At 65.8% G+C, this 26,310-nt stretch carries 19 protein-coding genes, 2 pseudogenes and 2 riboswitches; of the genes and pseudogenes, 5 read left to right on the forward strand and 16 right to left on the reverse strand.

Annotated elements, in window-relative coordinates; genetic code table 11:
* Both BQ7388_RS06430 and BQ7388_RS12980 read right to left on the reverse strand, forming a co-directional pair.
* Positions 1–941: NADH:flavin oxidoreductase (locus BQ7388_RS06430; RefSeq protein WP_234946933.1), on the reverse strand; the 941-nt coding region annotated here is incomplete at its 3' end.
* A 61-nt stretch (positions 942–1,002) separates the two neighbouring features.
* The gene (locus BQ7388_RS12980) at positions 1,003–1,896 is read right to left on the reverse strand and encodes a zinc-binding metallopeptidase family protein (protein ID WP_327196110.1); all 894 of its coding nucleotides are present in this window, start codon (positions 1,894–1,896) and stop codon (positions 1,003–1,005) included.
* On the opposite strand from BQ7388_RS12980, the pseudogene BQ7388_RS06440 reads away from it, so the two are divergent.
* Positions 1,783–2,325 (forward strand): annotated as a pseudogene (locus BQ7388_RS06440) (3'-5' exonuclease); the annotation flags it as partial. The gene BQ7388_RS12980 and the pseudogene BQ7388_RS06440 overlap by 114 nt on opposite strands.
* Positions 2,326–2,466: 141 nt before the next feature.
* On the opposite strand, the gene BQ7388_RS06445 reads toward BQ7388_RS06440, so the two are convergent.
* The 4 genes from BQ7388_RS06445 to BQ7388_RS06460 form a co-directional block, all read right to left on the reverse strand.
* Positions 2,467–2,700, reverse strand: a complete 234-nt coding sequence (locus BQ7388_RS06445; RefSeq protein WP_009278915.1) for a hypothetical protein — start codon at positions 2,698–2,700, stop codon at positions 2,467–2,469.
* 424 nt (positions 2,701–3,124) lie between these two features.
* Positions 3,125–5,110, reverse strand: a complete 1,986-nt coding sequence (htpG, locus tag BQ7388_RS06450) for a molecular chaperone HtpG (protein ID WP_009278914.1) — start codon at positions 5,108–5,110, stop codon at positions 3,125–3,127.
* 708 nt (positions 5,111–5,818) lie between these two features.
* Positions 5,819–6,304 carry a deoxycytidylate deaminase gene (locus BQ7388_RS06455; protein ID WP_062530844.1) on the reverse strand — a complete coding sequence of 162 codons (486 nt, stop codon included), beginning with the start codon at positions 6,302–6,304 and terminating at the stop codon, positions 5,819–5,821.
* Positions 6,305–6,392: 88 nt separating this feature from the next.
* Entirely contained in the window at positions 6,393–7,592 is a 1,200-nt protein-coding gene (locus BQ7388_RS06460) for a zinc ribbon domain-containing protein (RefSeq protein ID WP_072500051.1), read from the reverse strand.
* Between the two features lie 209 nt (positions 7,593–7,801).
* Between BQ7388_RS06460 and BQ7388_RS06465 the strand changes: the two genes are divergently transcribed.
* The 4 genes from BQ7388_RS06465 (at position 7,802) to BQ7388_RS11980 (ending at position 11,648) form a co-directional block, all read left to right on the forward strand.
* On the forward strand, positions 7,802–8,746 hold the full coding sequence (locus BQ7388_RS06465) for an Abi family protein (protein WP_072500052.1): 945 nt from the start codon (positions 7,802–7,804) through the stop codon (positions 8,744–8,746).
* 525 nt (positions 8,747–9,271) lie between these two features.
* Positions 9,272–9,790 (forward strand): ferritin, encoded by a 519-nt coding sequence (locus BQ7388_RS06470; protein ID WP_009278909.1) that lies wholly within the window; start codon positions 9,272–9,274, stop codon positions 9,788–9,790.
* Between the two features lie 182 nt (positions 9,791–9,972).
* Entirely contained in the window at positions 9,973–11,343 is a 1,371-nt protein-coding gene (locus tag BQ7388_RS06475; RefSeq protein WP_072500053.1) for an alpha-amylase family glycosyl hydrolase, read from the forward strand.
* A 47-nt stretch (positions 11,344–11,390) separates the two neighbouring features.
* Positions 11,391–11,648 carry a hypothetical protein gene (locus tag BQ7388_RS11980; RefSeq protein ID WP_129583176.1) on the forward strand — a complete coding sequence of 86 codons (258 nt, stop codon included), beginning with the start codon at positions 11,391–11,393 and terminating at the stop codon, positions 11,646–11,648.
* A 70-nt stretch (positions 11,649–11,718) separates the two neighbouring features.
* On the opposite strand, the gene BQ7388_RS06480 is transcribed toward BQ7388_RS11980, so the two are convergent.
* The 10 genes and pseudogenes from BQ7388_RS06480 to BQ7388_RS12985 form a co-directional block, all read right to left on the reverse strand.
* Positions 11,719–12,489: a GntR family transcriptional regulator gene (locus BQ7388_RS06480; protein WP_009278906.1), complete on the reverse strand. Its 771-nt coding sequence runs from the start codon at positions 12,487–12,489 to the stop codon at positions 11,719–11,721.
* Positions 12,473–13,165, reverse strand: a complete 693-nt coding sequence (locus BQ7388_RS06485) for a hypothetical protein (protein ID WP_234946883.1) — start codon at positions 13,163–13,165, stop codon at positions 12,473–12,475. Before BQ7388_RS06485 ends, BQ7388_RS06480 begins: the two co-directional genes overlap by 17 nt.
* Positions 13,166–13,955: 790 nt before the next feature.
* Positions 13,956–16,322 (reverse strand): annotated as a pseudogene (gene pheT, locus BQ7388_RS06490) (phenylalanine--tRNA ligase subunit beta); the annotation flags it as partial.
* Between the two features lie 53 nt (positions 16,323–16,375).
* Positions 16,376–17,443 carry a phenylalanine--tRNA ligase subunit alpha gene (pheS, locus tag BQ7388_RS06495; protein WP_072500055.1) on the reverse strand — a complete coding sequence of 356 codons (1,068 nt, stop codon included), beginning with the start codon at positions 17,441–17,443 and terminating at the stop codon, positions 16,376–16,378.
* Between the two features lie 439 nt (positions 17,444–17,882).
* Positions 17,883–19,106, reverse strand: a complete 1,224-nt coding sequence (locus BQ7388_RS06500; RefSeq protein WP_072500056.1) for a DUF4013 domain-containing protein — start codon at positions 19,104–19,106, stop codon at positions 17,883–17,885.
* 85 nt (positions 19,107–19,191) lie between these two features.
* Positions 19,192–20,418, reverse strand: a complete 1,227-nt coding sequence (locus BQ7388_RS06505; protein WP_072500057.1) for a hypothetical protein — start codon at positions 20,416–20,418, stop codon at positions 19,192–19,194.
* Positions 20,419–20,630: 212 nt separating this feature from the next.
* Positions 20,631–20,704: riboswitch (cyclic di-GMP riboswitch) on the reverse strand.
* A gap of 148 nt (positions 20,705–20,852) precedes the next feature.
* On the reverse strand, positions 20,853–21,821 hold the full coding sequence (locus tag BQ7388_RS06510; protein ID WP_072500058.1) for a Cna B-type domain-containing protein: 969 nt from the start codon (positions 21,819–21,821) through the stop codon (positions 20,853–20,855).
* Between the two features lie 81 nt (positions 21,822–21,902).
* Positions 21,903–22,997, reverse strand: a complete 1,095-nt coding sequence (locus BQ7388_RS06515) for a hypothetical protein (RefSeq protein ID WP_072500059.1) — start codon at positions 22,995–22,997, stop codon at positions 21,903–21,905.
* 254 nt (positions 22,998–23,251) lie between these two features.
* Positions 23,252–25,819 carry a Cna B-type domain-containing protein gene (locus BQ7388_RS06520; protein ID WP_072500060.1) on the reverse strand — a complete coding sequence of 856 codons (2,568 nt, stop codon included), beginning with the start codon at positions 25,817–25,819 and terminating at the stop codon, positions 23,252–23,254.
* Positions 25,753–26,121 carry an Ig-like domain-containing protein gene (locus tag BQ7388_RS12985; RefSeq protein ID WP_072500061.1) on the reverse strand — a complete coding sequence of 123 codons (369 nt, stop codon included), beginning with the start codon at positions 26,119–26,121 and terminating at the stop codon, positions 25,753–25,755. The genes BQ7388_RS06520 and BQ7388_RS12985 overlap by 67 nt, the downstream gene beginning before the upstream one ends.
* A gap of 25 nt (positions 26,122–26,146) precedes the next feature.
* A riboswitch (cyclic di-GMP riboswitch) is annotated at positions 26,147–26,220 on the reverse strand.
* Positions 26,221–26,310: the final 90 nt, after the last annotated feature.

Below are 26,310 nucleotides of genomic sequence, written 5' to 3' on the forward strand. Positions count from 1 at the left end.
ATGGGCGTGTAGGGGTCCTCGTGGGCGGCCATCAGGCTCTCGATGCAGCGCATGCAGCTGATGCAGGGGCGAATCCTGTCGGCGTGGCCGTCACGCACCTTGTTGCCCCATTCCGGGTCGGCGAAGAACTGGCGGGCGGAGCCCACCATGGAGACGCCGCCCTCCACCAGGTCCATGGCCGTCTCGGGATGGCGCACGACGGAGCAGGCGATCACGGGGATGCCCAGCTCGCGCGCGATGGCCTTGCCGTTGGCGGACTTCCAGCCCTCGTCGAAGCCCACGGGCTCCCAGGCCCAGTTCATGGTCTCGTAGTTGCCGGCCGAGACGTCGATCGCGTCGGCGCCCCAGGACTCGAACATCCGGCAGTACTCGATGGCGAGCGGCAGCGTGATGCCGTCGTCGATGCCCACCTCGCGCAGGTACTCGTCGGCCGTCAGGCGCACCAGGATGGGGAAGTCGGGTGCCGTGCGCTCGCGGATGCCCCTGATGATGCGACGCACGACCTCGGCGTTCCTCTCGGGCGTGCCGCCAAACTCGTCGTCACGGTGGTTGGTGTAGGGCGAGAGGAACTGGCAGAGCAGGTAACCGTGGGCGCAGTGCAGCTCGACGGCGTCGAAGCCGGCCTCCCAGCTGCGGACGCCCGCGCTCACAAAGTCCTCGACGACGCCCTCCACCTCCTCGGCCGAGAGGGCGCGGGTCGGCGCGCGCAGGAGCTTCGACTCCTGTCCCGAGGGGCTCACCAGCATGCCGTCCTCGCAGAGCGCGGGCACGCCCTGACAACCCGGGTGGTAGATCTCGAGCACGAACTTGACGCCGGTCTCGTGGACGGCGTCCACCATCCTCCTGAAGCTGGGGATCTTATCGTCGGAGTCGAGCAGGAGGTTGCGCGCGTCTCCCCTGCCGTGCCTCGCGTTGACGGAGCAGATCTCGGTTATGACCAGGCCGCAGCCGCCCCTGCCGCGTTCGGCGTAGAATGCGGCGTCCCTCTCGCCCCCATCGTGCCTAGGACAGGATGAAGCCGTCCGCCCCGTCGATCCTGAGGTCGCAGGAGTAGAAGGCCTCGAGCGCGCGGATAGCGTGGACGGTGTCGCGGACGCCCGCGGTCTCGTAGGCCGAGTGCATGGCCAGCTGGGGCAGCCCCACGTCCACGGCATGCATGCTGACCTGCATGTTGGAGAGGTTGCCCAAGGTTGACCCACCCCTGCTGTCGCTGCGATTGGCGAAGCGCTGCACGGGCACGCCGGCACGGTGGCAGATGGCGAGGAAGGCCGCGCGCGAGAAGGCGTCCGTGGTGTAGCTCTGGTTCGCCGCCTCCTTCACCACGATGCCCCCGTTGAGCCAGCTGCGGTTTGCCTCGTCGCACTTCTCCGGGTGGTTGGGGTGCACGGCATGCGCGTTGTCGCAGCTCACCATGAAGGAGCGCGACAGCGCACGCGCGAGCTCCTCCCCATCCCTGCCCAAGCCGTCGTTCACCCGCACGAGCACGTCGCGCAGAAAGGTGGAGAGCGCGCCCTGCTTGGTGTTGGAGCCCACCTCCTCGTTGTCAAGACAGACGTAGACGCTCACGTCGTGGGGGTTGGCGCTGGCGAGGAAGCCCTTGAGCGAGGCGAAGGCGCACTGGAGGTCGTCGAGGTGCCCGGCCGAGACGAACTCCCCCGCCGCACCCCACACGTGCCCCTTCACGCGGTTCGTGAGGAAGAGGTCGCGCGCGAGGACCTGCCCGACGTCGACGCCGAGCTCGTCCGCGACCAGCTGGTCGAGCCACCCCGCCCCAAGCTCGCCCGCGGAGGCCAGCGGGCAGANATCATCAACGTGGGCCTCGAGTTCATGGAGCTCACACCCAAGGCGAAGCCCCAGAGGCCCTTCATGGGCTACTGCGGCCTGCCCGACCTGTATCGCGAGAAGGGCGTGCCCCTGAGCTTCGTGCACCACATCGGCTGGGCGCAGCTCGAGGGCAGGAAGCCCTTCCGCCAGGACCGCAAGATGCAGGAGGCGCTGCTCGCCGCCATGGAGGCCTTTCCCTACATGGCGCACAACGCCGCATTCGAGGACTCCTGGTTCATGCTGCAGCTGGATGGCTATGCGGAGGCGCGCAAGGCGGGACGTATTGTGCCCATAGACACGCGTGACATCTGCCGCAGGGTCGACCCCGAGTACAAGATGCTCCCTCACGACTCCCGTCCGGCGGCGCTGGAGAGCTGGGCCCGGCGGCGCGGCACGCTCAAGGCGTCGGAGAAGGAGAAACACCTGGGGCTCGAGGACGTCGACCTCATGTTCCGCACCGTCCAGGCGGAGTTCACCGAGAGGAACATGTTCGCCGAGTAGCCGGGCGGTCACTGGCGAGTAGTCAGGCGTTCGCCGGCGACGTCCACCTGCGCGAAACAAGGCAAGACCCCGCCGCCTGCAGGGTCACAGCAGGTGACGGGGTCGATAATGCGTAGTGCTAGGACAGAATCCCCAGGCCGTTTACCAGGCCTTGGCCTCGTCGGCAGAGACGGGCTTGATGTCCTCGCCCTTGGCGTAGGGAGACTGGTCGCCGCCCTTGCCGACCACGAAGTAGAGGCCCTGCTTGGTCTTGTAGAGGGTCTCCTCATAGCCGGCGGGGTCGCCGAACTCGCCAAAGCTGCGGGTACCGAGCTGCTCGGCCTTCTCGGTGTCGTAGGTGTGCCTCTTGCCGCCGAACGTCTTGACCTTGCGCATGTGAATCCAATCGTCGATGCAACCATTTCTGGCGCGCGTACGCCTTGCGTTTATAGGATAGAACAAAAGCGCAGGTCATGGGTTCGACGTGTAATAAGCTATTCATAAGTGTCGTTAAATGTACCCAGATTACAGGTCAAGCTGCGTGTTTTGGCCCACCACGATGTCCCTGCGCCTGCCCGCGCGGCCCCTCGTGGCATGCCCTGCCGTTCTCGCATGATTCGCCGTTCGTGCGAGAGGATCGCTCCCTCAACAGGCCAAACGTCGGCCACGCTCGCATTCTGGCAAGATTCTGCGAACGGTGCTGACCCCTGTGCCGACGGGCGCCTCCCCACGAAGAGGGCCCGGCACCACGCGAGGTGGCTACCGGGCCCAATCAGAGCGAGGACATGCCCTGAGGCGAGAGGGACCTACATCAAGGGACCTACATCAGCTCGGTGACGTTCTTCGCGAACTGCACGGGGTCGTCGATGGGAAGCCCCTCCACCAGCAGGGCCTGATCGTAGAGGATGTCGCCGTAGAGCTTGAGGCGGTCCTTGTCGCCTGCCTCCTCGGCGGCCACGAGCTTCCCGAACACGGGGTGCGCGGCGTTGAGCTGCAGCACGCGCTGGGCCTTGGGAGCCATCTCGCCCTCGGGACCCCGCGCGATGACGCGCTCCATCTCGAGCGAGACGGGACCCTCCGCGGCGATGGTCGCCGGCGCCTCGCCCAGGCCCGCTGCGGCGCGAACGCCCGTGACCTTCTCGCCCAGGGCGTCCTTGAGCTCGTCGAAGAGGCCCTTGTGCTCGCTGGTCGCCTCCTCGGCGGCCTTCTTCTCGTCCTCCGTCGCGAGGTCGAGGTCGGCGGTGGACACGTTGACCAGCTCGAGGTCGCGCGCATCCGTGCCCTTGTGCTCGGAGTCCCCCGCGACCGCGTCCTGGTGCCAGCTGCGCATGGCCTGGAACATGAACTCGTCCACGTCCTGGGTGCAGAGCAGCACGTCAAAGCCGTGGTCCACGGCACTCTTCACCACGGGCGACTTCTGGAGCCGCTCTCGGGAGTCCCCCGCCGCGTAGTAGACCTTGTCCTGCCCCTCGGCCATGCCCTCGGCGTACTCGGCGAAGGTCAGCATCTTCCCCTCGCGGGCCGACCAGAAGAGCAGGAGGTCGGCCAGCTCCGAGGCCTTCGAGCCGTAGGAGTTGTAGATCCCAAACTTGAGGCCGCGACCAAAGTTGTCGAAGAACTTCTCGTACGCCTCTCGGTCGTCACGCAGCATGCCCTTGAGCTCCGAGGTGACCTTCTTCTCCACGCGACGGGCGATGGCGCGCAGCTGGGAGTTCTGCTGCAGCGTCTCGCGGCTGATGTTCAGCGTGACATCGGGGCTGTCCACCACGCCGCGCACGAAGTTGTAGTGGTCGGGCAGGAGGTCGGCGCACTTCTCCTGGATGAGCACGTTGGAGGAGTAGAGCGCCAGGCCCTTCTCGTAGTCCTTGCTGTAGAGGTCGAAGGGCGCCTGTCCCGGGATGAAGAGCAGGGCGTCGTAGCTCAGCGAGCCCTCCGCGTGGAAGCTGATGGTGCGCGCGGGGTCCACCCAGTCATGGAAGGCGGAGCGGTAGAACTCGTCGTAGTCCTTCTGCTCGACCTCGCTCGAGCGCTTCTTCCAGATGGGCGTGATGGAGTTGATCGTCTCGAGCTCCTGGTACTCCTCGTACTGGGGCTTGTAGTCGTCGCCGGCGTCCTCCGGACGCGGCAGCTCGCGACTCTTGCTCACCATCATCTGAACCGGATGCCGCACGTAGTTGGAGTAGCGGCTCACCAGGTCGCGCAGGCCCCACTCGCTCAGGAAGCGGTCCGGGGACTCCCCGGCCTCGGGGTCGTCGGAGTCCGCCTCGCGCAGGTACAGCGTGACGTCGGTGCCGTGGTCGTCCTCGCCCGAGCGCTCCCCCTCCGCCGCAGGCTCGATGCTGTAGCCCTTGACGCCGTCGGACTCCCAGGCATAGGCCTGGTCGGAGCCGAAGGCGCGGCTCACCACGCGCACGCGGTCGGCCACCATGAAGGCGCTGTAGAAGCCCACGCCAAACTGGCCGATGATGTCGATCTCGTCTCCCTGGTGGGCGGCGTTCTCCTCCTTGAACTGCTCGGAGCCGGAGTGCGCGATGGTGCCCAGGTTGCGGTCGAGCTCCTCCTGGGTCATGCCGATACCGTTGTCGCTCACGGTGATGGTACGCGCGTCCTTGTCGAAGGAGAGGCGAATCGCCAGGGAGTCCGCGTCCAGCTTCACGCTGGGGTCGGTCAGGCTCTTGAAGCTGAGCTTGTCGATGGCGTCGGAGGCGTTCGAGATGAGCTCGCGCAGGAAGATCTCGCGGTTGGTATAGATCGAGTTGATCATGAGGTCCAGGAGCTTCTTGCTCTCGGTCTTGAACTGCTTCATTGGGGACGGCTTCCCTTCGTGTCGTGGGCGGACGATGGCGACGCCGCTGCGGCAACGACCGTGGGGCCGCCCCATGCGGCAGGGCATGGCGGCGAGCCTGTGGACCGGTGGCGAACCGAGCCGACGGCGGGCCTGTGGACCGGTGACGGACCGATGGACCGAGCCGGTGGGTCAGGCCGTTGGCGGCGGGCGACGTGGCACATCACTTTTTCATACAGGAGAGAATCTACCCCCATGCGTGGCTCATAAACCGTAGAAGTCAGAAAATCTCATGTATCAACGCTTAGATTTCAACCATGCGTCCGATTCGTGCACGCCACAGTCCACGCCTGCGTCGCGTGCGCGCCACGTACATGCCACATGCATGCCTCACGCATGCGGTGTACATGCCGCATCGTACGCACGCCACATCATGCGCACGCCACATCATGCGCACGACGCGGCAACTCCCCCAACCTCGTTCTCTATGCCATCTCCTGAACCGTCGGGGCGTTCTCTATGCCAATCTCTGAAATCGCAAGTCTCTCAACTGGCCTTTTGTCGACCTGACTTCAGAGAAATGCATAGAGAACGAAACGAGAAGCAGCACGGGACGTGGCGGACGCAGCGGAGGCAGGGCGGAGAGTCGCGGACGTGGCATGGCGGACGCAGATGGGCTCAGCGTCAGCGCAGGGTACGGAGACGGCTGGCGGGCCGGACGCGATGGCGTCAGCGCAGGGCGTCCTCCGGCAGGAGCACCTGGCGGTAGCTCACGCCGCAGCTGTCCAGAGCGGTGCGAGAGATCTGCGCGCCCAGGGTGTCGTGGTACTTGTCGTCCAGATAGACCACTTTGCCGATGCCCGCCTGCACCAGCATCTTGGCGCACTCCTGGCAGGGGAAGAGGGTCACGTATATCGTCGCGCCCTGCATGTCCTTGAGCGATCCGCGATAGTTGAGGATTGCGTTGGCCTCGGCGTGCACCACGTAGCTGTGCTTGTCGTGCAGCGGGTCGTCCTCGGGGGAGCCCCAGGGGAACTCGTCATCGCCGATGCCCATGGGCGTGCCGTTGTAGCCCACCGAGAGGATGCGGTTGTTGACGTCGGCTATGCAGGCCCCGACCTGGGTCTTGGGGTCCTTGCTCCTGAGGCTCGCCGCGAAGGCGACACGCATGAAGAACTCGTCCCACGAGATGACGTCAGATCGCTTGCCCGGCATGCCCGCACCTCTCCCCCATCGCGCAGGCACCCGTCACCCGCGCAGTTTGGTCAACAAGGATGATAGTAGTCTGGTCGCCCTGCGCCGGCTAGAGGCTGATCTGCGACAGCGCCTCGTCGTAGTCCGCCTTGGGCGCGAGCCTCCCGTCCGCATCCGTCTTGCTCGTGCGGGGCTCGAGGATGGTCTCCCGCTCGTACTGCGGGTAGTCGTACCAGAGGTCGCGCTCCCAGAGCTCGCCCACGATCTGCATGCGGTCCGCGAGGTCGGCATGGCAGCGCAGGAGGAGAAGGTACTGGCCCCGCAAGCTGGAGTCCGCCTCCACCTGCTGGGACGAGAGATCCTGATAGGCAGACTTGACCTGCTCAAGGAGGGCGTTGGCGTCCGCCGCGTGCGCATTGCGCTCGACCCAGCGGTCCGCGTAGCCGTCGTCGAAGGCCTGCTCGCTGGCATCGACCTTCTGGACGAGGCTCTTGAGCTCGAACTGGCGCTCGACCAGAGTCTGGCGGAGCCTCCGCTCGTCCTCGCCGTCTGCGACGGGGTTGCCCGAGGAAGCCGCCTGCGAGCCGCCCAAGGAAGCCGCCTGCGAGCCGTCGGCGTCAGAGCCTCCCTCCTGCGTCGGCAAGCCAGCCTCGGAGTCGCCAGACGGGGACGCCGCCTGCCCGGAGGCCTGCTGGCCCACCCTGTGCGCATAGGGGTCGACGAAGCGGTTGCCGCAACGGCTCATCGCCAGGAGCACCAGGAGGAGCACCACGACCATGCCGACAAGGATTCCCAGGGGCAGGTTGTGGTTGCTGCTCCAGCCGTCCGGCTCGTCCTCCTCGCGCCGCGCGTAACGGACGGAGAGTGGCGCCTCCTTGGTGAGCACCTCGTCAAGGGGGAGAACGGCCTCGTCTTCCTCTGGCGCCTCGTCTTCCTCTGGCACCTCGCCCTCAGCTGGGGCGTCGTCCTCGTCTGGTACCTCGCCCTCAGCCGGGACGTCGCCCGCAGCAGGAGCGTCATCCTCGGCCGGGACATCGCCCTCCTCCGGAAGCTCGTCTGCCGTCGGCTCGCCGACCGCCTCCGCAATGCCATCCACGGCCCCGCCTTCGTCCGCAGGCGCCCCTGCATCCGCCACGAGCTCGTCCACCTCGAGCCTCCTCAACGACGCCGTGCCCTGAAGGGCCTGGTCGTCCGGCTCGTCAAGCAGCTCCGGCCTCAGCCACTCCGCGAGCACGATGCCGCAGGAGGGGCAGCGCTCGTCCCCATCATCGAGCGGAGAGGCGCAGTTGGGGCAATACGTGGCACGCATGGCAGCTCCCGGTGAGTCCGGACTCATCAGACACCCACCACTATACGAGGGCCTCAGGGGCTTTTAAAGCCGCGGCCCCGCAAAAGGCCCGGGCCTGGCATTCACGCTGGTCGTCGCGGCATAATGCCAACAGAGCGGGGCCGCGGCACGAGTGACGCCCGCAAGGACGGGCGGCCCCGAGGGCAAGGTCAGGAAAAGGGCGGACGAGCATGGACAAACCCTTCAAAACGCTGGACGAGCAGGTCGAGCTCCTACGGAGACGCGGCATGGGCTGCGGATCCCATGCCCAGCTCCTCCTCCTGCGCGAGGGCTACTACGCCGTCGTCAACGGCTACAGGCTGCCCTTCCTCGATCCCGTGGCCAGCGACAGGGCGGACGACGACCGCTTCCTGCCCGGCACCAGCCTGGACGACGTCCACGCCCTCTTCTGCTTCGACCGCGAACTCCGCGCGGCGACCTTCTTCCGCCTGATGTCCATCGAGGGCCTCATGCGATCGGTGCTCTCGTACGTCTTCTGCAACCGCCACCGGCAGACCGAGGCCTACCTCAGGCCCCAGAGCTACAGCCGCCAGCGCGACTACCTGCGCGGGGAGGCGAGCTTCGAGGGAGACCTCGAGTGGATGATCAACACGCTCGAGCACCACGCCCGCGGCGTGGAGGCGCAGGGAGGGGCGGGCGCGACCGCCAGCCCGGAGCGACGTGACGCCAGGCCGGACGCGCGCGTCGCCCACTATCAGCAGAACCACGACGGCGTGCCCCTCTGGGTGCTCTTCAACGAGCTCACCTTTGGCAACCTCAAGTACTTCTACGCCCTCATGAGGCGAGAGGAGCAGGAGGAGGCCACCGGCAGGCTCTGGGAGGCCTGCGAGCGCGGGGGCACGAGCCCGCTCACCCGCAAGGGGGTCTTCCACGACCTCGAGGAGCTCGTGGCCGTGCGCAACACCTGCGCGCACGGAGAGCGGCTCTATGACTACGCGAGCGAGGAGACGGGCCACAGAAGCTATCGCGAGCTCCTGGGCGTGATGGGCCGCTACCTCACGCCCGCCGAGGAGGCGAAGCTCAGATCGGAGGTCGAGGCGCTGGCGAAGCGCTACCTGCACGAGCATCCGAGGCTCGAGCGGGCCCTGGTCGGCGTCGCGCTGGGACGAGCCTGAGCGGCGCGAACGGCACGAGCGGCGTCGGGCGGCGCGAACGGCACGAGCGGCGTCGNGCAAGCGACGCGAGCGCCCAGGGAATCATGCCGAAGCTCGCCCTGCCCCGGTCGGCGGCGAGCGCCACGAGGTTCCACAGCTGGGGAAGCAACGTCGCGAGCACGCAGGCGAAGAGCCCCGCGCGCGACGCCAGACCGGCGGACGCAGACCCGGAGGCGAGGCCAGGCGCGTCTGCGGGCACGCACGCCGCCCTCCACAGCAGTGCGGCCGAAAGGGCCAACGCCCCAAGACAGGCGCCCCAGCTCAGGGGCGCAAGGCGCCTCTCGCTTCCCACCAGCGTGCTCGCAGGGGTGTCGCCGCGCGCTCCCATGGCCCCTCCTCGGGAAGAGTTTTCGTGTCAATCGGCCAAGCGACCAAAGCCACCCACCCTTTGGGTATAAGCCATACGTACGCAAGACGCCAGCGCGGGTGAGATCCCGACTCGGTCGCCCGCACCGACACGCAGGCCCCTTCGAAAGGAAGAACCACATGGCACTCGATTCCAGCGTCACCAGCAGCCTCAACGAGCAGATCAACAAGGAGCTCTACTCCGCCTACCTCTACATGACCTTCGCCGACTTCTTCGAGGACCGCGGCCTCAAGGGCTATGCCAACTGGTACGTCATCCAGTCCCAGGAGGAGCTCGACCACGCCAGGATCCTCCGCCGCTACCTGCTCGACAACGACTTCGTCCCCACCATGGAGGCCATCGCCAAGCCCGACGTGGCCCTCACCGACGACCTCACCGTACTCAAGGCCGGCCTCGGCCACGAACAGTTCATCACCGCATCGATCAACGACTGCTTCGCCGCCGCCCACAAGCTCCACGACTACCGCACCATGAACCTGCTCGACTGGTTCATCAAGGAGCAGGGCGAGGAGGAGACCAACGCCTCCGACATGATCAAGGACTACGAGCTCTTCGGCAACGACCCCCGCGGCCTCTTCAACCTCGACCGCGAGTACGCCACCCGCGCCTACGTGCAGACCACCACGATGGCGATGTAGCCACAGGCCACACAGGGGACCGCTGGGCGGGACGCTGGCTTCGGGCTGGCGTCTCGCCCTTATCATGTAGGGCCAGAACATCCAACGCGCCGCGGGCGGACGGATGCCAGGCGCCGCGTCGCGGCGGCGTCCACCACCCGCGCAAGCCGCCCGGCCGGGGCCGGAGCAGAGGGGAGCCCGCCATGTCTTGGTACGAGGAGTCGGTCGTCTACCAGGTGTACCCCCTGGGCCTCTGCGGAGCGCCGCACCAGAACGACGGCGCGTCCGAGCCCGAGAGGCGCCTGCGCCGCCTGATTGACGACGGCTGGGTGGGCCACATGTCCAGGCTGGGCGCGAGCTGCCTCATGCTCAACCCCGTCTTCCAGAGCTCGAGCCACGGCTATGACACCATCGACTACCTCACGCTGGACCGCAGGCTCGGCACCAACGACGACCTCCGCGCGCTCGTCGACGCCTGCCACGAGGCGGGGATCAAGGTGCTCCTGGACGCCGTGCTCAACCACGTGGGCCGCGACTTCTGGGCCTTCCGCGACGTGCTCCAGAACCGGGAGGCGAGCCCCTATGCAGGCTGGTTCAATATCGACTGGGGCGGAAACGACGAGTGGGACGACGGCCTGAGCTACGAGTGCTGGCAGGGCGTCCCCTACCTCGTCAAGCTCAACCACTCCGACTTCGCACTCAACGACTACCTCGCCGACGTCATCCGCCAGTGGGAGCGCGAGTTCGACGTGGACGGGCTGCGCCTGGACGTGGCCTACTGCCTTGACCGCGGCTACCTCGCCTACCTGCGGCGAATCGCCAACGAGCTCACCGAGGCGCGCAGGGGGCGGCTGGGCGAGAGGGACGCCGAGTTCGTCCTCGTGGGCGAGACCATGTTTGGCGACTACAGGCAGTGGATGGGCGACGAGCTCTGCCACTCGGTCACCAACTACGAGGCGTACAAGGGCCTCTGGTCCTCGCTCAACGCGGCGAACATGCACGAGGTCGCCTATGCGCTCGAGCGCCAGAGCGGCAGCCATCCTTGGGACCTCTACACTGGCAGGCACCTGCTCAACTTCGTGGACAACCACGACGTGCCGCGCATCGCCACGCGCCTGGATGACCCCAGGCAGCTCCCCGCCCTCTACGGGCTGCTCTTCGCCATGCCCGGAGTCCCCTGCGTGTACTACGGCAGCGAGTGGGGCATCGAGGGCGAGCAGCACTTCGGCGACTACGAGCTGCGCCCCGCCCTGGACGCCCCGGAGTGGAACGACCTCACGAGCTGGGTCGCGTCGCTCGCCGCCTGCAGAAGGCCCGGGCACCCCGGCGCCGAGGCGCTCGCCTGGGGAGACTACGCCCAGCTCGACTGCCAGCCGCGCCAGCTCCTCTTCCAGCGCCAGAGCGAGCACGAGCGGCTCATCGTGGCCGTCAACGCGGCGGACGAGCCCCACACCTTCCACTTCGACGCGCGCTGCGGTCGCGCCGTGGACGTCATCACGGGAGAGGACCACGACTTCGGCGGAGGCTCGGAGGTCCCGCCGCTGAGCGTGCGCTACTGGCTCTGCGAGCGCTAGGCTGGCTAGGCTGGCGCGGGCGCGGCTCCTCTCGCCTGGGTACGCTGTTGCACGCGCGGTTCTCGCCCATCACGCCATTGCGCACGCCGTTCTCATCCACCACGCTCGAACACACAGACGCCTCTCCCGCCAACTGGGCAAACGCAGATGCGACCGTGCGCTTCGGCGTGCGCGTTGAGCGGAGCGTGCGCTTCAGCGTGCGCGTTGAGCGGAGCGTGCGCTTCAGCGTGCGTGTTGGGCAGGACGTGCGCTTCGGCGTGCAAGTTGAGAAAGTCGTGCGCTTCGGCGTGCGCGACGCACGCTGACAGCACTCGTGCGTGCCAAGCGAGACGAGCGTTCGAGCGCGACTGACTGCACGCATGGCGCAGGCGACTCCTACGCGCGGCGGGTCTCGTTGCTGATGACGCAGCGGTTCGCCGGCAGCCAGACGCTGCCCCACTCGAAGGGAGTTCCGTCGTCCAGGCGCACCAGCTGGTCGAGCTCGAGCACCGGCGCGTGCTCATCGCACTCCAGGTGGCCGCCGCGCACCTTGCCGGCGGTGCGGGCCGTGTAGACCATCTCGGAGCGGCCAATCTCGTGGCCACTCGTGCGCTGCACGGCGGCGAAGAGCCCCTCTCGCGTGAAGTCGGCTCCCTCGAGCCCCGGACAAACGCCCAGGTTGAGGTGGCTCTCGATGAACATGACCGCGCGCTTGCGCACGTAGCGCACGCGGCTCAAGTATAGGTAGTCGCTGCCCGGCTCGATCTGCAGGTTCTCGGCGCAGAGGGGGCCGGCGGCGCGCACCTCGCACTCTATGACGCGGGTGGTGAAGTCGATTCCCTGATGCCCCATCGACTCGCCAAACGATAGCAGGCGGTTGGACGACGGACGCGCCATGACCGGCTGCACCACGAAGGTCCCGCGGCCTCGCTGCTGCACGAGCAGGCCCTCGTCCACCAGCTGGCGGACGCCCTTCTGCACCGTCCCGCGCGAGAGGTGGAGCATGTCCATGAGCTCGTGCTCCGAGGGGATGGGCTCGTCCACGCCCCAGTCCTTGGAGTAGATCTTCTCCCTCACGAAGTCGGAGACCTGCACGTAGAGCAGCTCTCCTCCCTGCTTGCCGAACACGGGGGCGCTCGGGGCGCTGTTGCTAGCGGCGTCGGGCACGGGGGCCCTCCCTTCTGAGGGGCTCCGCCGAGGCGCCTTGCTCGGCGTAGGCCAGGAGGCCCTCGAGCATGCGCTGCTGGACCTCCTCGAACATGTTGGAAAAGAGCTCTGGCGTGAGCATGCTGTAGGCGGGCGTTCCGTCCACGTGATGCAGGCGGTTGTCGCGCACGATGGCGGAAGCGGCAGCGACGCTCGCCCTGAGGTCGGGCTCGAGCACGGGGTACTGCGGGAAGGCGTGGGCCTGTCGGACAAGCTCGTCGTCCAGGCGGCACTCGAGACGCAGGTCGAGGGTGCGGCCAAAGAGGTCGAAGTCCCCCTGCTTGCGGATGCGGGTCGTCTCGCCCGGACGGATGCCCATGCCCTCGATGAAGGCGTTCACGTCGTGGTTGTAGGCGTTGTCTGCCACGAGGTGGCACCAGGTACCCAGCACGAGGTCCGACACGCGACCGTCGGCATCGGCGCTGGGCAGGCCGAAGCGGCGCCAGAACTCCCAGTAGCGGGGCTCGGGCACGAAGTTTGGGTCCGCGAAGTGCGTGTCGTTGTAGACGATGATGCGCGTGGTGGGCTTGACCATGTAGCCCACGTAGACGTCGGGCAGGAAGTTGCCGAAGAGAAAGGCGTTGACGTCACGTATCCCCAGTTCCTGGGGGCTCCGCTTCTTCAGGAGGGCTTCCACGTGGGCGCTATGAATGTTCCAGCTCGGCATTGGAACATCATAGGACGTTTGCGCGCGCCGCGCCGACGGGGGCGATGCCTGACGCGAGCGGACGGGGCGACGTCTGACGCGCGCGGCCTCGCGCACGCCACGCGCTTCTCCGTACCAGCAACGTCAGACACGCGCCTCTCCCCCGCCCACTACGTCAATCGTGCGTCCCTCTCCACTGACTACGTCGCACACGTCTCCTCTCGCATCGAAAACGTCGAACGCGTCTCACGGCGCAGCCATAACGTCCATCGCGTCTCCCGAAGCGGTAACTACGTCGAACGCGTCTGCCGATGCATCAGCAACGTCCAACGCGTCCCGCAATACGTCGATTACGTCGAACGCGTCTGAAGCGGATGCAGCAACTGGGCAAACGCAGGGTCCTCGGACGCATTGGACGCTTTGGAGCGAAAGTCGCACGCATTTGACGTTGTCGGCAAAGCCGAGCACGCGTTGGACGCTTTGGATGGCGAGGACGCACGCGTTGGGCGCAGTCGGTGAAATCAAGCACGCGTTGGACGTTGTCACGGACGAGAGTTGCCCACACACGACGTCGTGGCAGGCGTCCAAACGCAGCGAGAAGGCGGCCGGCGGCCCACTCGGAGCCACCGGCCGACATCCAGACGATTCTCTACCACTCTCGCACTACGAAGCGCCGAAGCGCCACCGCTTCGTAGCCGCCCGCGCGCCACAAAGCGGTGTGTCCGTCACGACGGCGCCGCTTGCACGCCACGCAGCACCACGCCCGTCTCTTATACCCANCGCGATACTCAAGCGAGAAGGCCATCGACTTCTTGCCCACGCCCACCCTCACGGGGTCGCGGTACACGTCGAAGAGCTCCGCACTGGCCAGGAGCTTGCCGCCGGCGCTCTTGATGCGCTGCATGACCTGCTCGTAGCTCAGGCCCTCGTCCACCACCAGCGCCAGGTCGATAGAGACGCCGGGCAGCGTGGGAACGTCCTCGTAGGGCAGCTCGTCCTTGGCCAGCCTCAGCAGCGCCGCGACGCTCAGCTCAAAGGCCACGACCGCGTCGTCAATGCCAAAGGCCTCGAGCGAGCGCGGGTGCACGTTTCCCACCCAGCCGATGAGCTCGCCCTGGGCCAGCACCTCGGCGGAGCGGCCCGGCTGCAGCCAGCCATAGGCCTCGGGGTCGGCCGCACGGAAGCGGACCTTGGTAATGCGCAGGGCCTCGAGCAGGGTCTCGACCACGCCCTTGGCGTCGAAGAAGTCCAGCTCGCCCGTCTTCTGGTTCCAGGCGTCGTCCGCCCAGGAGCCGCTCAGCACGCCGGCCACCATGCTGGGCTCGTCGGGCTGGCTCCTGTGCTCGTGGCCGTAGAAGACGCGGCCGACCTCGTACAGGTGGACGTTCTTCACGCCGTGGTCGCGGTTGTAGGCGACGGAGCGCAGGAGGGCGGGCAGCATGTCGCGACGCATCTCGCTCTGGTCGGCGACGAGCGGTCGCAGGATGCGCACGGGCACGCCCTTGCCCGTCTCGCCCATGCCCAGAAGCTCGAGCTCCTGGGGGTCGGCGAAGTTGTAGGTGGAGGTCTCGCTCAGGCCGGCGGCGCGCAGGGTCGAGCCGATCTTGCGGAGCGTCCGCTGCTCCTCGGTCAGGCCGCCGGCGTGGTTGCGGGCCGCAGGCAGGGTGGGCTCCACGTCGCCCTCGCCCCAGAGGCGCAGCACCTCCTCCACCAGGTCGACCTCGCGGGTGAGGTCGGGACGGTTGGTGGGGGCCGTCACCTCGAGGGCACCGTCCTTCCCCGCAACCACGTCACAGCCGAGCAGGCGCAGGCGAGAGGCCATGAACTCGTCCTCGATGGGCGCACCGCAGAGCGAGCGCACGCGCTCCGGGCGCAGCGTGAGCCGGGACGCGGCCACGGGGGCGGGGTACTCGTCCACCCTGCCCTCGCAGACCTGGGCGCCGCAGCACTCCTCGAAGAGGGCGGCGGCCACGTCGGAGACGCGGGCGCAGCCGCTGCCGTCCACCTGGCGCTCGTAGCGGATCGACGCCTCGCTCATGAGGTCGAGGTTGCGGCTCGTGCGGCTGATGTGGCCCTTCTCGAACACGGCGCTCTCGAGAAGGACGTCCACCGTGCCCTCGTCGATGTCGGAGTCGAGGCCGCCCATGACGCCAGCCAAGGCCACGGGGGCCTTGCCGTCGTCCGTAATCACGATCATGTCGCTGGTGAGCTCGCGCTCCACGCCGTCCAGGGTCACGACCTTCTCGCCATCGGCCGCCGCGCGCACCACGACGTGACGCTTGCCGTCGCGTTCGGTGAGCTTGCCCAGGTCGAAGGCGTGCAGGGGCTGCCCGGTGAGGTACATGACGTAGTTGGTCACGTCCACCACGTTGTTGATGGGACGACTGCCGGCGGCGATGACGCGACGGGCCAGCCACTCGGGGCTGGGACCAATCTTCACGTTGCGCACCACGCGCGCGGTGTAGCGACCGCAGAGCTCGTTGTCGTCGATGCGCACGTCCACCAGGTCGGAGCTGCGACCGAAGTCGGCGCTCTCGTGCCTGATCTGGGGAAGCTCGACGTGGGTCGGCTCGTCCAGCATGGCGCTGACCTCAGAGGCCATGCCTAGCATGGAGAGGCAGTCGGGACGGTTGGGCGTGATCTCGCAGTCGATCACCGTGTCGCTGAGCCCCATGTACTCGGTGAAGTCCACGCCCACGGGCGTGTCCGCAGGCAGGATCATGATGCCCCTGTGGTCGCCATCCAGGCCCAGCTCACGGCTGGAGCAGTTCATGCCACGCGACTCGACGCCGCGCAGCTTGCCCTTCTTGATGGTGACGCCACCAGGGAGCGTGGCACCCACGAGGGCGGTCACGGTCTTGTCTCCCTGTTCGAAGTTCTGGGCGCCACAGACCACCTGCAGGGGTTCGGGCTTGCCGTCGGCGCCCAGGTTATGCGCGCCAACGTCCATCTTGCACACGTACATGTGGTCAGAGTCGGGATGGGAGACCTTCTCGAGCACCTGGGAGGTGACCACCTTGGTGATGTCGGCGCCGACGCGCTCGACGGCCTCGACCTCGGTGCCGGTGCGGACGAACTCGCGCACCAGTTCCTGGGGGTCGTCGGGCAGGTCGACCATGGTCTTGAGCCATTCGTAAGAGACGCGCATGGAATTCTCCTTCTTGGTCGCGCGGAAGTCTTGGTCGCGCGGGGTCTGCGGACTTAGAACTGCCTCAGAAAGCGCATGTCGCCGGTCATGAGCATGCGCAGGTCGGGCAGGTCGTAGCGCAGCGCGGCCACGCGCTCCACGCCGATGCCGAAGGCGAAGCCCGAGTACCTCTCGGGGTCGATGCCCACGTAGTCGAAGACGTTGGGGTCGACCATGCCGCAGCCCAGGATCTCGAGCCAGCCGGTGTTCTTGCAGAAGCGGCAGCCCTTGCCGTGACAGACGCCGCAGGACACGTCCACCTCGCAGCTGGGCTCGGTGAAGGGGAAGAAGTGCGGGCGGTAGCGGGTCGCGCGGTCCTTGCCGAAGATCTCGCGGCAGAAGTAGTCCAGCGTGCCCTTGAGGTCGCCGAAGGTGATGCCCTCGTCCACGACCAGGCCCTCCACCTGGGTGAACTGTGGCAGGTGGTTGGCATCGGCGGTGTCGGGGCGGAACACCGTGCCCGGGCAGATCATGTAGATGGGAGGCTTCTTCTCCTCCATCACGTGCACCTGGACGCCGGAGGTCTGGGTGCGCAGGAGGACGTCCGACTCCCCCAGGACGTGCTGGGCCTTGCCCTCGGGCGCGCGGTCCTCCACGTAGAAGGTGTCCTTGGCCGAGCGGCTGGGGTGGTCCTCGGGGGCGTTGAGCGCCGTGAAGTTGTAGTAGGTGGTCTCCACGAAGGGACCGTCCTCGACGGTGTAGCCGAGCCCCACGAAGATGTCCTCGATCTCCTCGCGGATCTGGCTGATGAGGTGCTGGTTGCCCGGGGTCAGGCGGCGGCCCGGCAGGGTCACGTCCACGGCCTCGGCCTGGATGCGCGCGTCGAGCACGGCTCGAGCCAGCTGCTCTTTGCGACCGGCGATGGCGGCGTCAACGTTGGCGCGCACGGTGTTGGCGAGCTTGCCCATGGCGGGGCGCTCCTCGGGGGGGACCTTGCCCATCATGTGCATGAGCGCGGTCAGGGAACCCTTCTTGCCCAGGGCGGCGATGCGAATCTGCTCCAGGGCGTCGAGGGTGGTGGCCTCCTTGAGCCCCTCCTCCACCTGATCCTGGATGGCCCTCAGGTCGTCGGACATTGCCATGTTTGGAAACCCCTCTCGTCGCCGCCGGCAGGCTGCCGGCGCCCTCCTGCCCAAGAACGAAAAACCGTCCTCGGGCCCACAAGCCCAAGGACGGAATGATTCCGCGGTACCACCTTGATTGGCGTCGCGTTTTCTCTCGCGACCGCCCGCTCTTCCGCCCCGTGCCGTGGGGCCTACGGCTTCCCTACTTGCGGCGGCGAGCGCTGCGTTGAGGTCGCGGCTGGTGGAGTGAACTTCGAGTGTCAGCCTTGGAGGGACCTCTCAGCCTGTGGGCCCCATCTCTTGTCCGCTGGCGACGCGACGCACGAACCTCTCCGTCATTGCCTTCGGCGTATGGTAGCACATCGGGGGGCGAGAGGAGCGATCAGCCTGAAACGCCCGGGACCGCGCCATGCGACCCCGGGCGTCACTGAAGCATCGGACAATTCGACGGAGAGGCCTAGAGGGTCGGGTCCTCGTCCTTGGTCTCGTCGGAGGCCATGCCGGCACCCGTATCGGAGTCCTCGTCGGAATCCTCGTCCGCGTCCTCGACAGCAGGCTCGTCGGGCGTCGTCCCAGCAACCTCGCCGGTCACGCCGTCCGCCGGCATCATCGGCGCTGCAACCGTCGGCGCGTCCGCGGCGAGCTCTTCGACCACAGGAGCCGCCTCGTCCGCGGCATCCGTGGCCTCCACGGATGCCGTCCCGTCCACGTCCTCCGTGACCTCCGTGGCAACCGCCGCAGCTGGCACGTCCAGAGGCGTGACGGCCTCCGGGGCAGAACCGGTGGGATCGGCCGGCACGACATCCGCAGCCTCGCCGCTCCAGGCAGTCGGGTCCACCGGAACGACGGGAGCCACCGTGGCACCGCCCAGCATCAGGTCCTGAGGCAGGGGGTCCCCGCTCGCGCCCCAGGCAGGAACGTTGAACTGCCTCATCCACAGGCCCACCGCCGCATACTCGACGAGGCCCGCGAACGAGGTCGCGACCGACCCCAGATAGCCAATCACCAGCAGCACCGGAATCATGCCCATAAGTGTCGAGATGATCTCGCTGTAGACGTAGTACGAGTCACCCGCGTACGACGAATAGGCATGAGCGCTGGTGTAGGCGGCCATGCCGATCGCCCTCGTGATCAGGGGGATGAACGCGATGAGCGCGATCAGGTACACGGCCAGCGCGATGATCAGCGAGATCAGGATGCAGAGGCCCGCAATCCTGGCGATGCCGCCGAAGTCCCTCTTGAGCATCTCGAAGATGCGGTCGGCCCTGTAGCCCGCCTTGAAGTTCTGGTAGATGGCCGCCCTCACGCAGCAGACCGCCAGAATCGTGCCGCCGAACACCCCGATGACGAGCGACAGGAGGAACGGCACCACGCCGCCGTCGGTCGCACCCGAGACCAGCGACATGACGATTCCCAACGCCGCAGCCCAGCCGATCGTGGAAGCGAAGCCGCGCCATCCGCTCTTGATGCACTCTCCCACTGCGATGCCACGCCTCTTCGGCGCGGCGTCGGCGCCCCAGGCGATCAGGCGCGACCACTCGAGCACGTAGCCCGAGGTCCCGAGCGCCCCGACGACCGGGACGAAGTTGGCGATGCCCATGACGAGCGGAATCTTGTACCAGCCGGGCTCCTTGCTGATGAGCGCCCAGGAGCGCGAGAAGTATCCCTTGCCTTCTGCCATTTGCAAATCCTTTCGTAGATGTGTCGGACGCATGCCACCCGTCTGCCGCAGCTGTGGCGTTCGGGCGCGCGATGCGACGGCCTTCCTAGTCGAGCAGGCTCGAACCCTTGGTCAGGTCGCTCAGGTCAATACCAGTGTAAGAGCTCAGGGGCTCCAGGGAGGCGACAGCGGCGTCGCGGGCGGACTGGTAGTCGGCCGCAAGGCTCTTGTCCTCGTCCGTCACCAGCAGGTCCGCGAGGTCAGAGAGCTCCTCCGTCTTCCCCATGGCGTCGATGAGGTCGTTCTTGTCCGAGTTGAACGTCTGCGCAATTGAGTTGACGGAGGACGTGTCACCGGACGAGATGGCACCGGAGAGCTGGCTCAGGAGGTCTGCCAGCGCGACGCTCTTGTCCACGACGTCCTGGAACTTGGAGAAGTCCGCAGACGGGACGGCCGCCTTTGCGGCGCTGACGTCGGCGGAGAGGGAGCTCGCATGCTGCTTCGCGCCCTCGACGTCGGTCGAGAAGCGAGCCGAGTCTATCGATGCGACATCGGACGCGGCGTTGACCACGCTGATCGCGTCGCCGACGCTGGTCTGGAAGTTGCTGAGGTCGGAGTAGTAGGAAGTGATGCTGCTGCTCGCGGTGTAGGCGCCACCGAGGGAGTCGACGACCTTGCGGCCCGTCTCGACCATGTTCCTGCGCGCGTCGACGGAGCTCTGCAGAGCGGCGATCGCGTCCTTGTCGGCGCCGTCGAGCGCCCATTCGCTGGACTTCGCCTCGCCGAGCTCCTTCTGCGCCGCGTCGAGGGAGTCCGTCGCGGACGAGAAGGTGTCGTCGGCGTCGGAGGGATCGCTCAACGCGAGGGAGAAGTATTCGAGGTCGGCATACCGGTCAAGGTCGACGAGCTCCTGGTCTGCGGAGACGATCTTCTCGGCAGACTCGTGGATGGCGAGACGACCCGCGTTCGCAGCCTGACCTCGCGCGAAGAGGAAGGCGCCAGCGCCGACGAGCACGGCCACCGCCGCGACGATGCCGATCACAACCCCCTTGCTCGTCGGCTTCCTGGACGGGGGCGCGCCAGGGGTGGGCGCATTGGCGCCAGGGCCGGCAGCAAAGGCATCCGTCTCCCACAGCCCCTCCGGTGGCACGGGGGCTCCGGGGCGTGCGGCGACCTCCGGGTGCTGTGGGGTCGGCGCTGGTTGCACGGGCGTGGCGGCTGCCGCCGTCTGGTTGGGTGCCACGAGGCCCACGCCCATCGAGCTAAGCTCCGCCGTGGCTTCCGATGCCTCGACAGACGAGGGCTCGGAGGTGTTCTCGTCCTCCAATGTCATGCGTTCCTCCTTGTTGGTACGGGATTGGTATGGCTACGCAAGAAAATCGAGGAGCTTGGCACGATCGCGTTTCCTCTTGTCCGTGCCAGGAAGTCCGGCAGAGCCGTGTGGGGCCTTTGCCATATCCCTCATTCTGCTCCCCTGTTCGACTGCCTCGCGCATCACGGATCACGTGTTAACAAAAAAGCAGCCAGCTGACCCTCCTGCGCGGAGAATGCAGCTGGCTGCCAGTGAAGGCCCTGTAGCTTTGCGTCGCCGCCTTTCGACGGGTTTGCCACGGCAACTCTAACCGAGCGACATCGGCAGCGTCAAGGAACGGTTTCAAGCGAGCAATCACACTGAAAAGGAGCGACCTGAAACGCAGACTCCCGCGCTCGGCGGAAGGCGAGAGCCGCTGCCGTGCGCGGGAGGCCATGGAGGTGCTTCCCGTCGTGCTACGAGCGCTTCCTGCCCAAGTAGAGGGAGCCTGCCAAGGCTCCGATGCCTGTGACGGAGAGGGCAAGCACGGGAAGCGCGCTGGAGTCATCCCCCGTCTTGGGGAGTGCGAAGCGCCTCTTCGGCAGCTCCCGCTTGGGTGCCTTGGGAGCAGGGGCCTTTGGCCCTCCATCCTTCTGCATGTCTGGAACCGTAGGCTTGCCCGGGGTATCGGGTTTCTTGGACTGAGGCACGTCAGGCGTCGTTGGCTTCAATGTGTTCGTGATGTTGCTGCCCTCGACCTTGGTCACGTACCCGGGGACCGCGTCCTCGGTCACCGTGTAGGCGTACTCGTGCCCGTCGTCGGCGTACCTGGGCAGGTTGTCGAAGGTCCACTTCCAGTCGCTGCCTGCCGTGACGGTCTGGGAACCCACCTCGCCACCGTCCCTCAGGAGCCTGACGGTGATGGAGGCGGGGCGCTTGCCGTCCTGGTCGTTCGCGTCGTTCCAGGCCTTGGAGCCTGAGACCCTCACGGTCTCCGGCTTGTTGTCGAAGGCCATGGAGTCGACGACCTTCTCGCCCACCGTGACTAGCGGCGCGCACTCCAGCACCCCGTCGTCGTCCGCGTCCGCAGGCGTGACGCTCACGTCGAAGACGGTCGAATCCATAAGGTAGCCCACGAGATCTTGGTTGGCCGCCTCGCGAACCTTGTAGTCATGCTTCACGCCCACGTCCTGCTTGCCAAAAGCAAGAGCGTCGAAAATCACGGTTCCATCTGGGGCGTTCTGCTTCGTCTGCAGCACGTTTCCGTCCGAGTCAAGGAGCTCGAACGAGAAGGCCTTCTCGCCTGGCTCCCTTCCGTCCACGGTCTTCCTCGCGCTGAGCCGGAGCTCCCCCGCGACCTTCTTGGTCTTGGTGGTGTTGCCGCCCACGCTGTTCTCTATGGTCACGCCGGCTGGGACGTCCGAGAAGTCGCACACGATGGTCACGCTCTGCTTGGAGCTCGCGGGAATATCCTTGTCGTTCGAGACATGGATCGTGTTGCTCGTCTCGTCGTAACTCAGCTTGAATTAGTCGGAGCCATAGGAGTCCAGGTACCTCACCCGGCTGTCAAGCCTGTCGTCCAGGTTGATGTCCCCGACCGCAAATCCCTGGTCATTCTCGAAGGTGATGGTGTAGGTGACTACCTGGTCTGCCGGGTCGGCGCCGACCTCCGCCTTGTCGACGCTCTTGTAGCCTATGGAGCTGCTGTAACCCGACTGCGGCTTCAGCGTGAAGGTGGAGGTCTCCGTGCTCGGGCCGTTCTGCCCCGTGTAATCGATCTTCGCGCTGTTGGCAATCCTTGCCTTGGTACCCCTGGGCACGGTGACGCTGTAGTACACGCGGTAGAACTTGCTGCCGTCGAGCCTGTCACCGAAGTCCATCGTGATGGTGCCTCCGGAGACGCTGATAATCCCTGCCACCTCGGCAGCGCTCAGCTGTTCACCCGTGTGCCTAGTGCCAGAGGAATCGACCGTCTCGGTCCAGATCTCGAAGGAGTCGGGATCCAGCACGAGCTCGGGCGGAAGCACGTCAGTGATGACCGCGGCCCACATCTGACTCTGGCGAGGGTCCGCCTCGACGGCGAAGGTGACCTTCACGTCCTCGTCCTGGTTGTATATGCCCGTGACGGCGGTGTCCTGCGTGAACCCCTCGCCGCTCTTCTCCTTGTAGCCCCACTTGACGACCCCGCGCGTCTCGAGTCCCACCCCACCACCGTTGTTCGCAGGACCAACCGTGACGGTCTTTGAGGCACTCCCGACGCTTATCGTAGCGTCCTTCGACTGGTCGGAGCTGTTGTTGCCGAAGGCAGAAATCGAGAACGACCCCGATATGCCGTTGGCGGCGTTCTCGTTGAAGACGAGCTTGTACCTGCCACCACCCAGGTCGACCTTGTCGGCAAAGACCTGGGGGCTCACCGCAAGCGAGACGTCCTTGAGCGAATCGGGGACCGTGACCAAGACGTAGTCGCCGGCCTTGATCTTCCCGTGATCAAGCGTGTACTTCACCTGGAACGAGACGTACTGGCCATTTGCTATGGATTCGTCCGACGAGGTGATCGTGGGATGGAAGAAGGCCGAGGCATCGCTGCCTTCCGCATCAGACGGAACTGCATAGGCGAGCACTTGCCCTCTTATCCAAAGCTTATACGGGAAAATGGTCTTCAGCGCAAGCTTTTAAATTTATACAAAGTAATACAAAGGGCTGTCTGCCAAAACGAAAAACAAAATGCCCCCGGGGAGATGGCACCACCCGGGGGCAGGTCACCCGCGCGCACGCGGAGCCCATATCCAGCTTCAAGGGACACCGGTCAATGATGCCCGGGAAGCATGGATATCAACTTTGGAGACGCCGGACCCCTAAGGGGTCCGGCAGAAAACTATGAGCGCTTCTTACCAAGGCCGATGGCGCCGAGCAACGCAGTGGCACCAGCAACGGCGAAGGGCAACACGAGAAGCGTACCGGCCTCGTCGCCCGTCTTGGGGAGCAGGGTCCGCTTCCTTGGCTTCTCCTTCTTCGGGACTTCGGGGGACTTGGGCGTATGGGCGTTCGTGATGACGTAGCCCTCGGTCGCATTCCCGCTCACGGTCTTCGTGTAGCCCTTGGGAGTGTCCAGCTCGTCCACCGTATACGCGACATCCTTGCCTGCGTTCATCAGGTATAGGTCAGTCCACGTGTGGGTCCAGTGGTTCGTCTCGTCAAGCGTGATGGGCTCGCCCTGGGCAACACCGTCAGCGTAGAGCTGCACCCTGACAGAACTGGGGCGTGATCCGTCCTTGTTGCCTTCGTCGTCCCATGCCTTGGTTACGGTAAGCGAAGTCATGCCGGGAGTATAGCTGTTCGTGATGTCATACCCGTCAGTCTTTGTCGCGTACCCACGGACCGCATCCTCGGTCACCGTGTAGGCGATCTTGTGCCCATCGGTCGCGTCGTACTTGGCCAGCCCGTCGAAGCTCCACCTCCAGCCATCCGCAGCGGTGACTTCCTTGGAGTCTGCCTCGGCGCCGTCCCTCAGGAGCCTGACGGTGATGGAGGCGGGGCGCTTGCCGTCCTGGTCGTTCGCATCGTTCCAGGTCTTCCCACCCGCGACGTTGACCGTGGAGGTGTTGGTGTTGGTGATGGTGAAGCCGGACGCAGCGTCGCCGGTGGAGGTGCTGACGTAGGGGTCGTTGCTGCCGTCGACCGACGTCTCCCTGACGGTGTAGGCGATCTCAGTGCCGTGGTCGCGGTACTTGGGCAGCCCGTCGAAGGAGTCCTTCCAGCTGTTGCCCTCGTTGAGGGTGACGGTCTTTCCGGTGCCCTCCCCGTCGGCAAGAAGTTCGACGGTGACCGAGTCCGCCTTGGGACCGACCCAGGACTTGCTGACCGACACCGAGACGGTCTCGGGGGTGTAAGAGTTGGTGAGATCGTAGCCGCTTGCCTGGGAGGTGTAGCCGTCGACCGCATCCTCCGCCACCGAGTAGGCGTACTCGTGGCCGTCGGCGGGGTCGTACTTGGCGAGACCGGCGAAGGAGTAGCTCCAGCCGTCGGCCGCCGTCACGGTCTTGGAGTCGACCTTCACGCCGTCCTTCATGAGGTTGACGGTGATGGAGGCGGGGCGCCTGCCGTCCTGGTCGTTCGCGTCGTCCCAGGTCTTGGTGCCGGAGACTTTCACGGTCTCCTTGTTCGTGTTGGTGATGGTGAAGCCATGCTCGACGTCACCGGTAACATCGACGTGGTACTTGTCGACATCGACGCCGGACACATCGGCCTCTTCCAACGTGTAGGTAATCTCATCCCCCGACGTGGTGTACTTAGGCATGCCCGTGAAGGAGGCTTTCCAGTCGTTATCCTCGGAAAGCGTAACGGTCTTCCCGGTGTCCACCCCGTCGGCTTTGAGCTTGACCGTGACGGAATCACCCTTGGGGCCGACCCAGGACTTGCTGACGGGGATGTCAATCTTGATACGCTCGTCAGTCACCGTCTGGATGGCACCGCCCGACACGTTGACATTGAGGGTGAACTCCTCCTCATTGAGCAGGTAGCCCTTGGGTGGCGTCTTCTCCTTTACCTTATAGGTACCGGAAGTGAGGGACCCTGACGTCACCGTGCCATCGGACCCGGTGGTGAGCTCGAAGCTGTTGCTATCGGAGTCGGTCACGGTAAAGACCGCATTGGCGAGCGTGACGGAATTATCGTCTGCGTCGACCTTGATGAGCTTGATCTTGTTGGCGAGGTTACCATCACCCGAACCACCGGAGCTGGCGGAGGTGTGGGTCGCGGTATAGGTCTTGCTCTGCTCGGTGGAGTTGAGCAACATGGTGTTCCGCAACGTCGTTCCAGGCGTGTAGGTGGTCTTGTATTCGAGGCGGTACTGGGTGCCGTTGACGTTGCCCAGGCTGAGGGTGAAGGACTTGCCGTCGGGGGCGATCGTCAGCTTGTCGCTGAGGTCTATCTGCTCGAACCACTGGGTGGTGATGCCCTTGGAGTCAATCTCGACGCGCCTCAGCACGAAGCTGTCGGGGATGTAGGTCTCGGTCCCGGCCCCACCAGACAGGTGGTCGGTGATCACCACGTTCGTGAGGTTGGCCTTCTTGTGGTTGATGCGGACGCCCCACTGGGCCTTGTCGGCATAACCCGCGACCTTGCCGCCCCACTTGCTGAGCACCTCGTCGTGAAGCTCAGTGAGGCCGGTGACCTTGACGGTGACCGGGGTGACCGCCCCGTTGACCGTCACCTCGAAGGTGTTGTCCTGCCCGGTCGTCACCTTGGACACGTCGAAGCGGGCGGCCAGCCTGATGGAACCCTTGACGTTCTCCTTGCCTTCCACCCAGTCCGTGAAGGAAACGCGGACCGTGCCACCAATGTCACCAGGACCAGGGGCGACATGCGCCTTGGCAATCACCGTCGAGCCATCGGGGCCCGTGATGTCGAAGTCGCTCGCCGTCGTGTCGGACGGGAAGCGCATGTTGTCGGGGAGCGGAGCGTGATGTCGAAGTAGTCGCCCTCGTGCAGGTTGGCGCCGTTCTGGCTCGCATCCCAGTTCATCGCCAGGTAGAAGGTGTCATACTGAGATACGCTTGTGGCGGTGGTGCCGTTGATGCGCGTGATCCGCAGGTCACTGATTGTCGCAGTGACTGCCTTGGCCTCACGAGCAATAGCGTTCGACGGCAAAACTGCCAGCATGGTTACCATGGCAAACAATGCCGTCAGGGCAAACGCCCTGAGCCTCAGGCGGATGGGGCTCTCGCGATAAGAAAAGACAGCCATGCTGCTCCTCTCAACGAAGTGGTAGAAATGTAACTGGCTGCCAGTGAAGGCCCTATAGCTTTGCGTCGCCGCCTTTCGACGGTTTTGCCCAACACAATTTAAGGGAAAAGAGTAGACATAATCAAGCTGAAAATACTAATCTCGCTCCATAGGAAATCGATTCATGCCAAAACCCTGATCCAATCTCAT

It is taken from the genome of Olsenella phocaeensis, assembly GCF_900120385.1.
GTDB lineage: Bacteria > Actinomycetota > Coriobacteriia > Coriobacteriales > Atopobiaceae > Olsenella_I > Olsenella_I phocaeensis.

Bases quoted from the DNA above. Each gene is read 5' to 3' on its own strand.
- BQ7388_RS06445 (WP_009278915.1), bottom strand. From the start codon at position 2,700: ATGCGCAAGGTCAAGACGTTCGGCGGCAAGAGGCACACCTACGACACC.
- htpG (WP_009278914.1), bottom strand. From the start codon at position 5,110: ATGAAGCAGTTCAAGACCGAGAGCAAGAAGCTCCTGGACCTCATGATC.
- BQ7388_RS06455 (WP_062530844.1), bottom strand. From the start codon at position 6,304: ATGCCGGGCAAGCGATCTGACGTCATCTCGTGGGACGAGTTCTTCATG.
- BQ7388_RS06460 (WP_072500051.1), bottom strand. From the start codon at position 7,592: ATGCGTGCCACGTATTGCCCCAACTGCGCCTCTCCGCTCGATGATGGG.
- BQ7388_RS06465 (WP_072500052.1), top strand. From the start codon at position 7,802: ATGGACAAACCCTTCAAAACGCTGGACGAGCAGGTCGAGCTCCTACGG.
- BQ7388_RS06470 (WP_009278909.1), top strand. From the start codon at position 9,272: ATGGCACTCGATTCCAGCGTCACCAGCAGCCTCAACGAGCAGATCAAC.
- BQ7388_RS06475 (WP_072500053.1), top strand. From the start codon at position 9,973: ATGTCTTGGTACGAGGAGTCGGTCGTCTACCAGGTGTACCCCCTGGGC.
- pheS (WP_072500055.1), bottom strand. From the start codon at position 17,443: ATGGCAATGTCCGACGACCTGAGGGCCATCCAGGATCAGGTGGAGGAG.
- BQ7388_RS06500 (WP_072500056.1), bottom strand. From the start codon at position 19,106: ATGGCAGAAGGCAAGGGATACTTCTCGCGCTCCTGGGCGCTCATCAGC.
- BQ7388_RS06505 (WP_072500057.1), bottom strand. From the start codon at position 20,418: ATGACATTGGAGGACGAGAACACCTCCGAGCCCTCGTCTGTCGAGGCA.
- BQ7388_RS06520 (WP_072500060.1), bottom strand. From the start codon at position 25,819: ATGCGCTTCCCGTCCGACACGACGGCGAGCGACTTCGACATCACGGGC.
- BQ7388_RS12985 (WP_072500061.1), bottom strand. From the start codon at position 26,121: ATGGCTGTCTTTTCTTATCGCGAGAGCCCCATCCGCCTGAGGCTCAGG.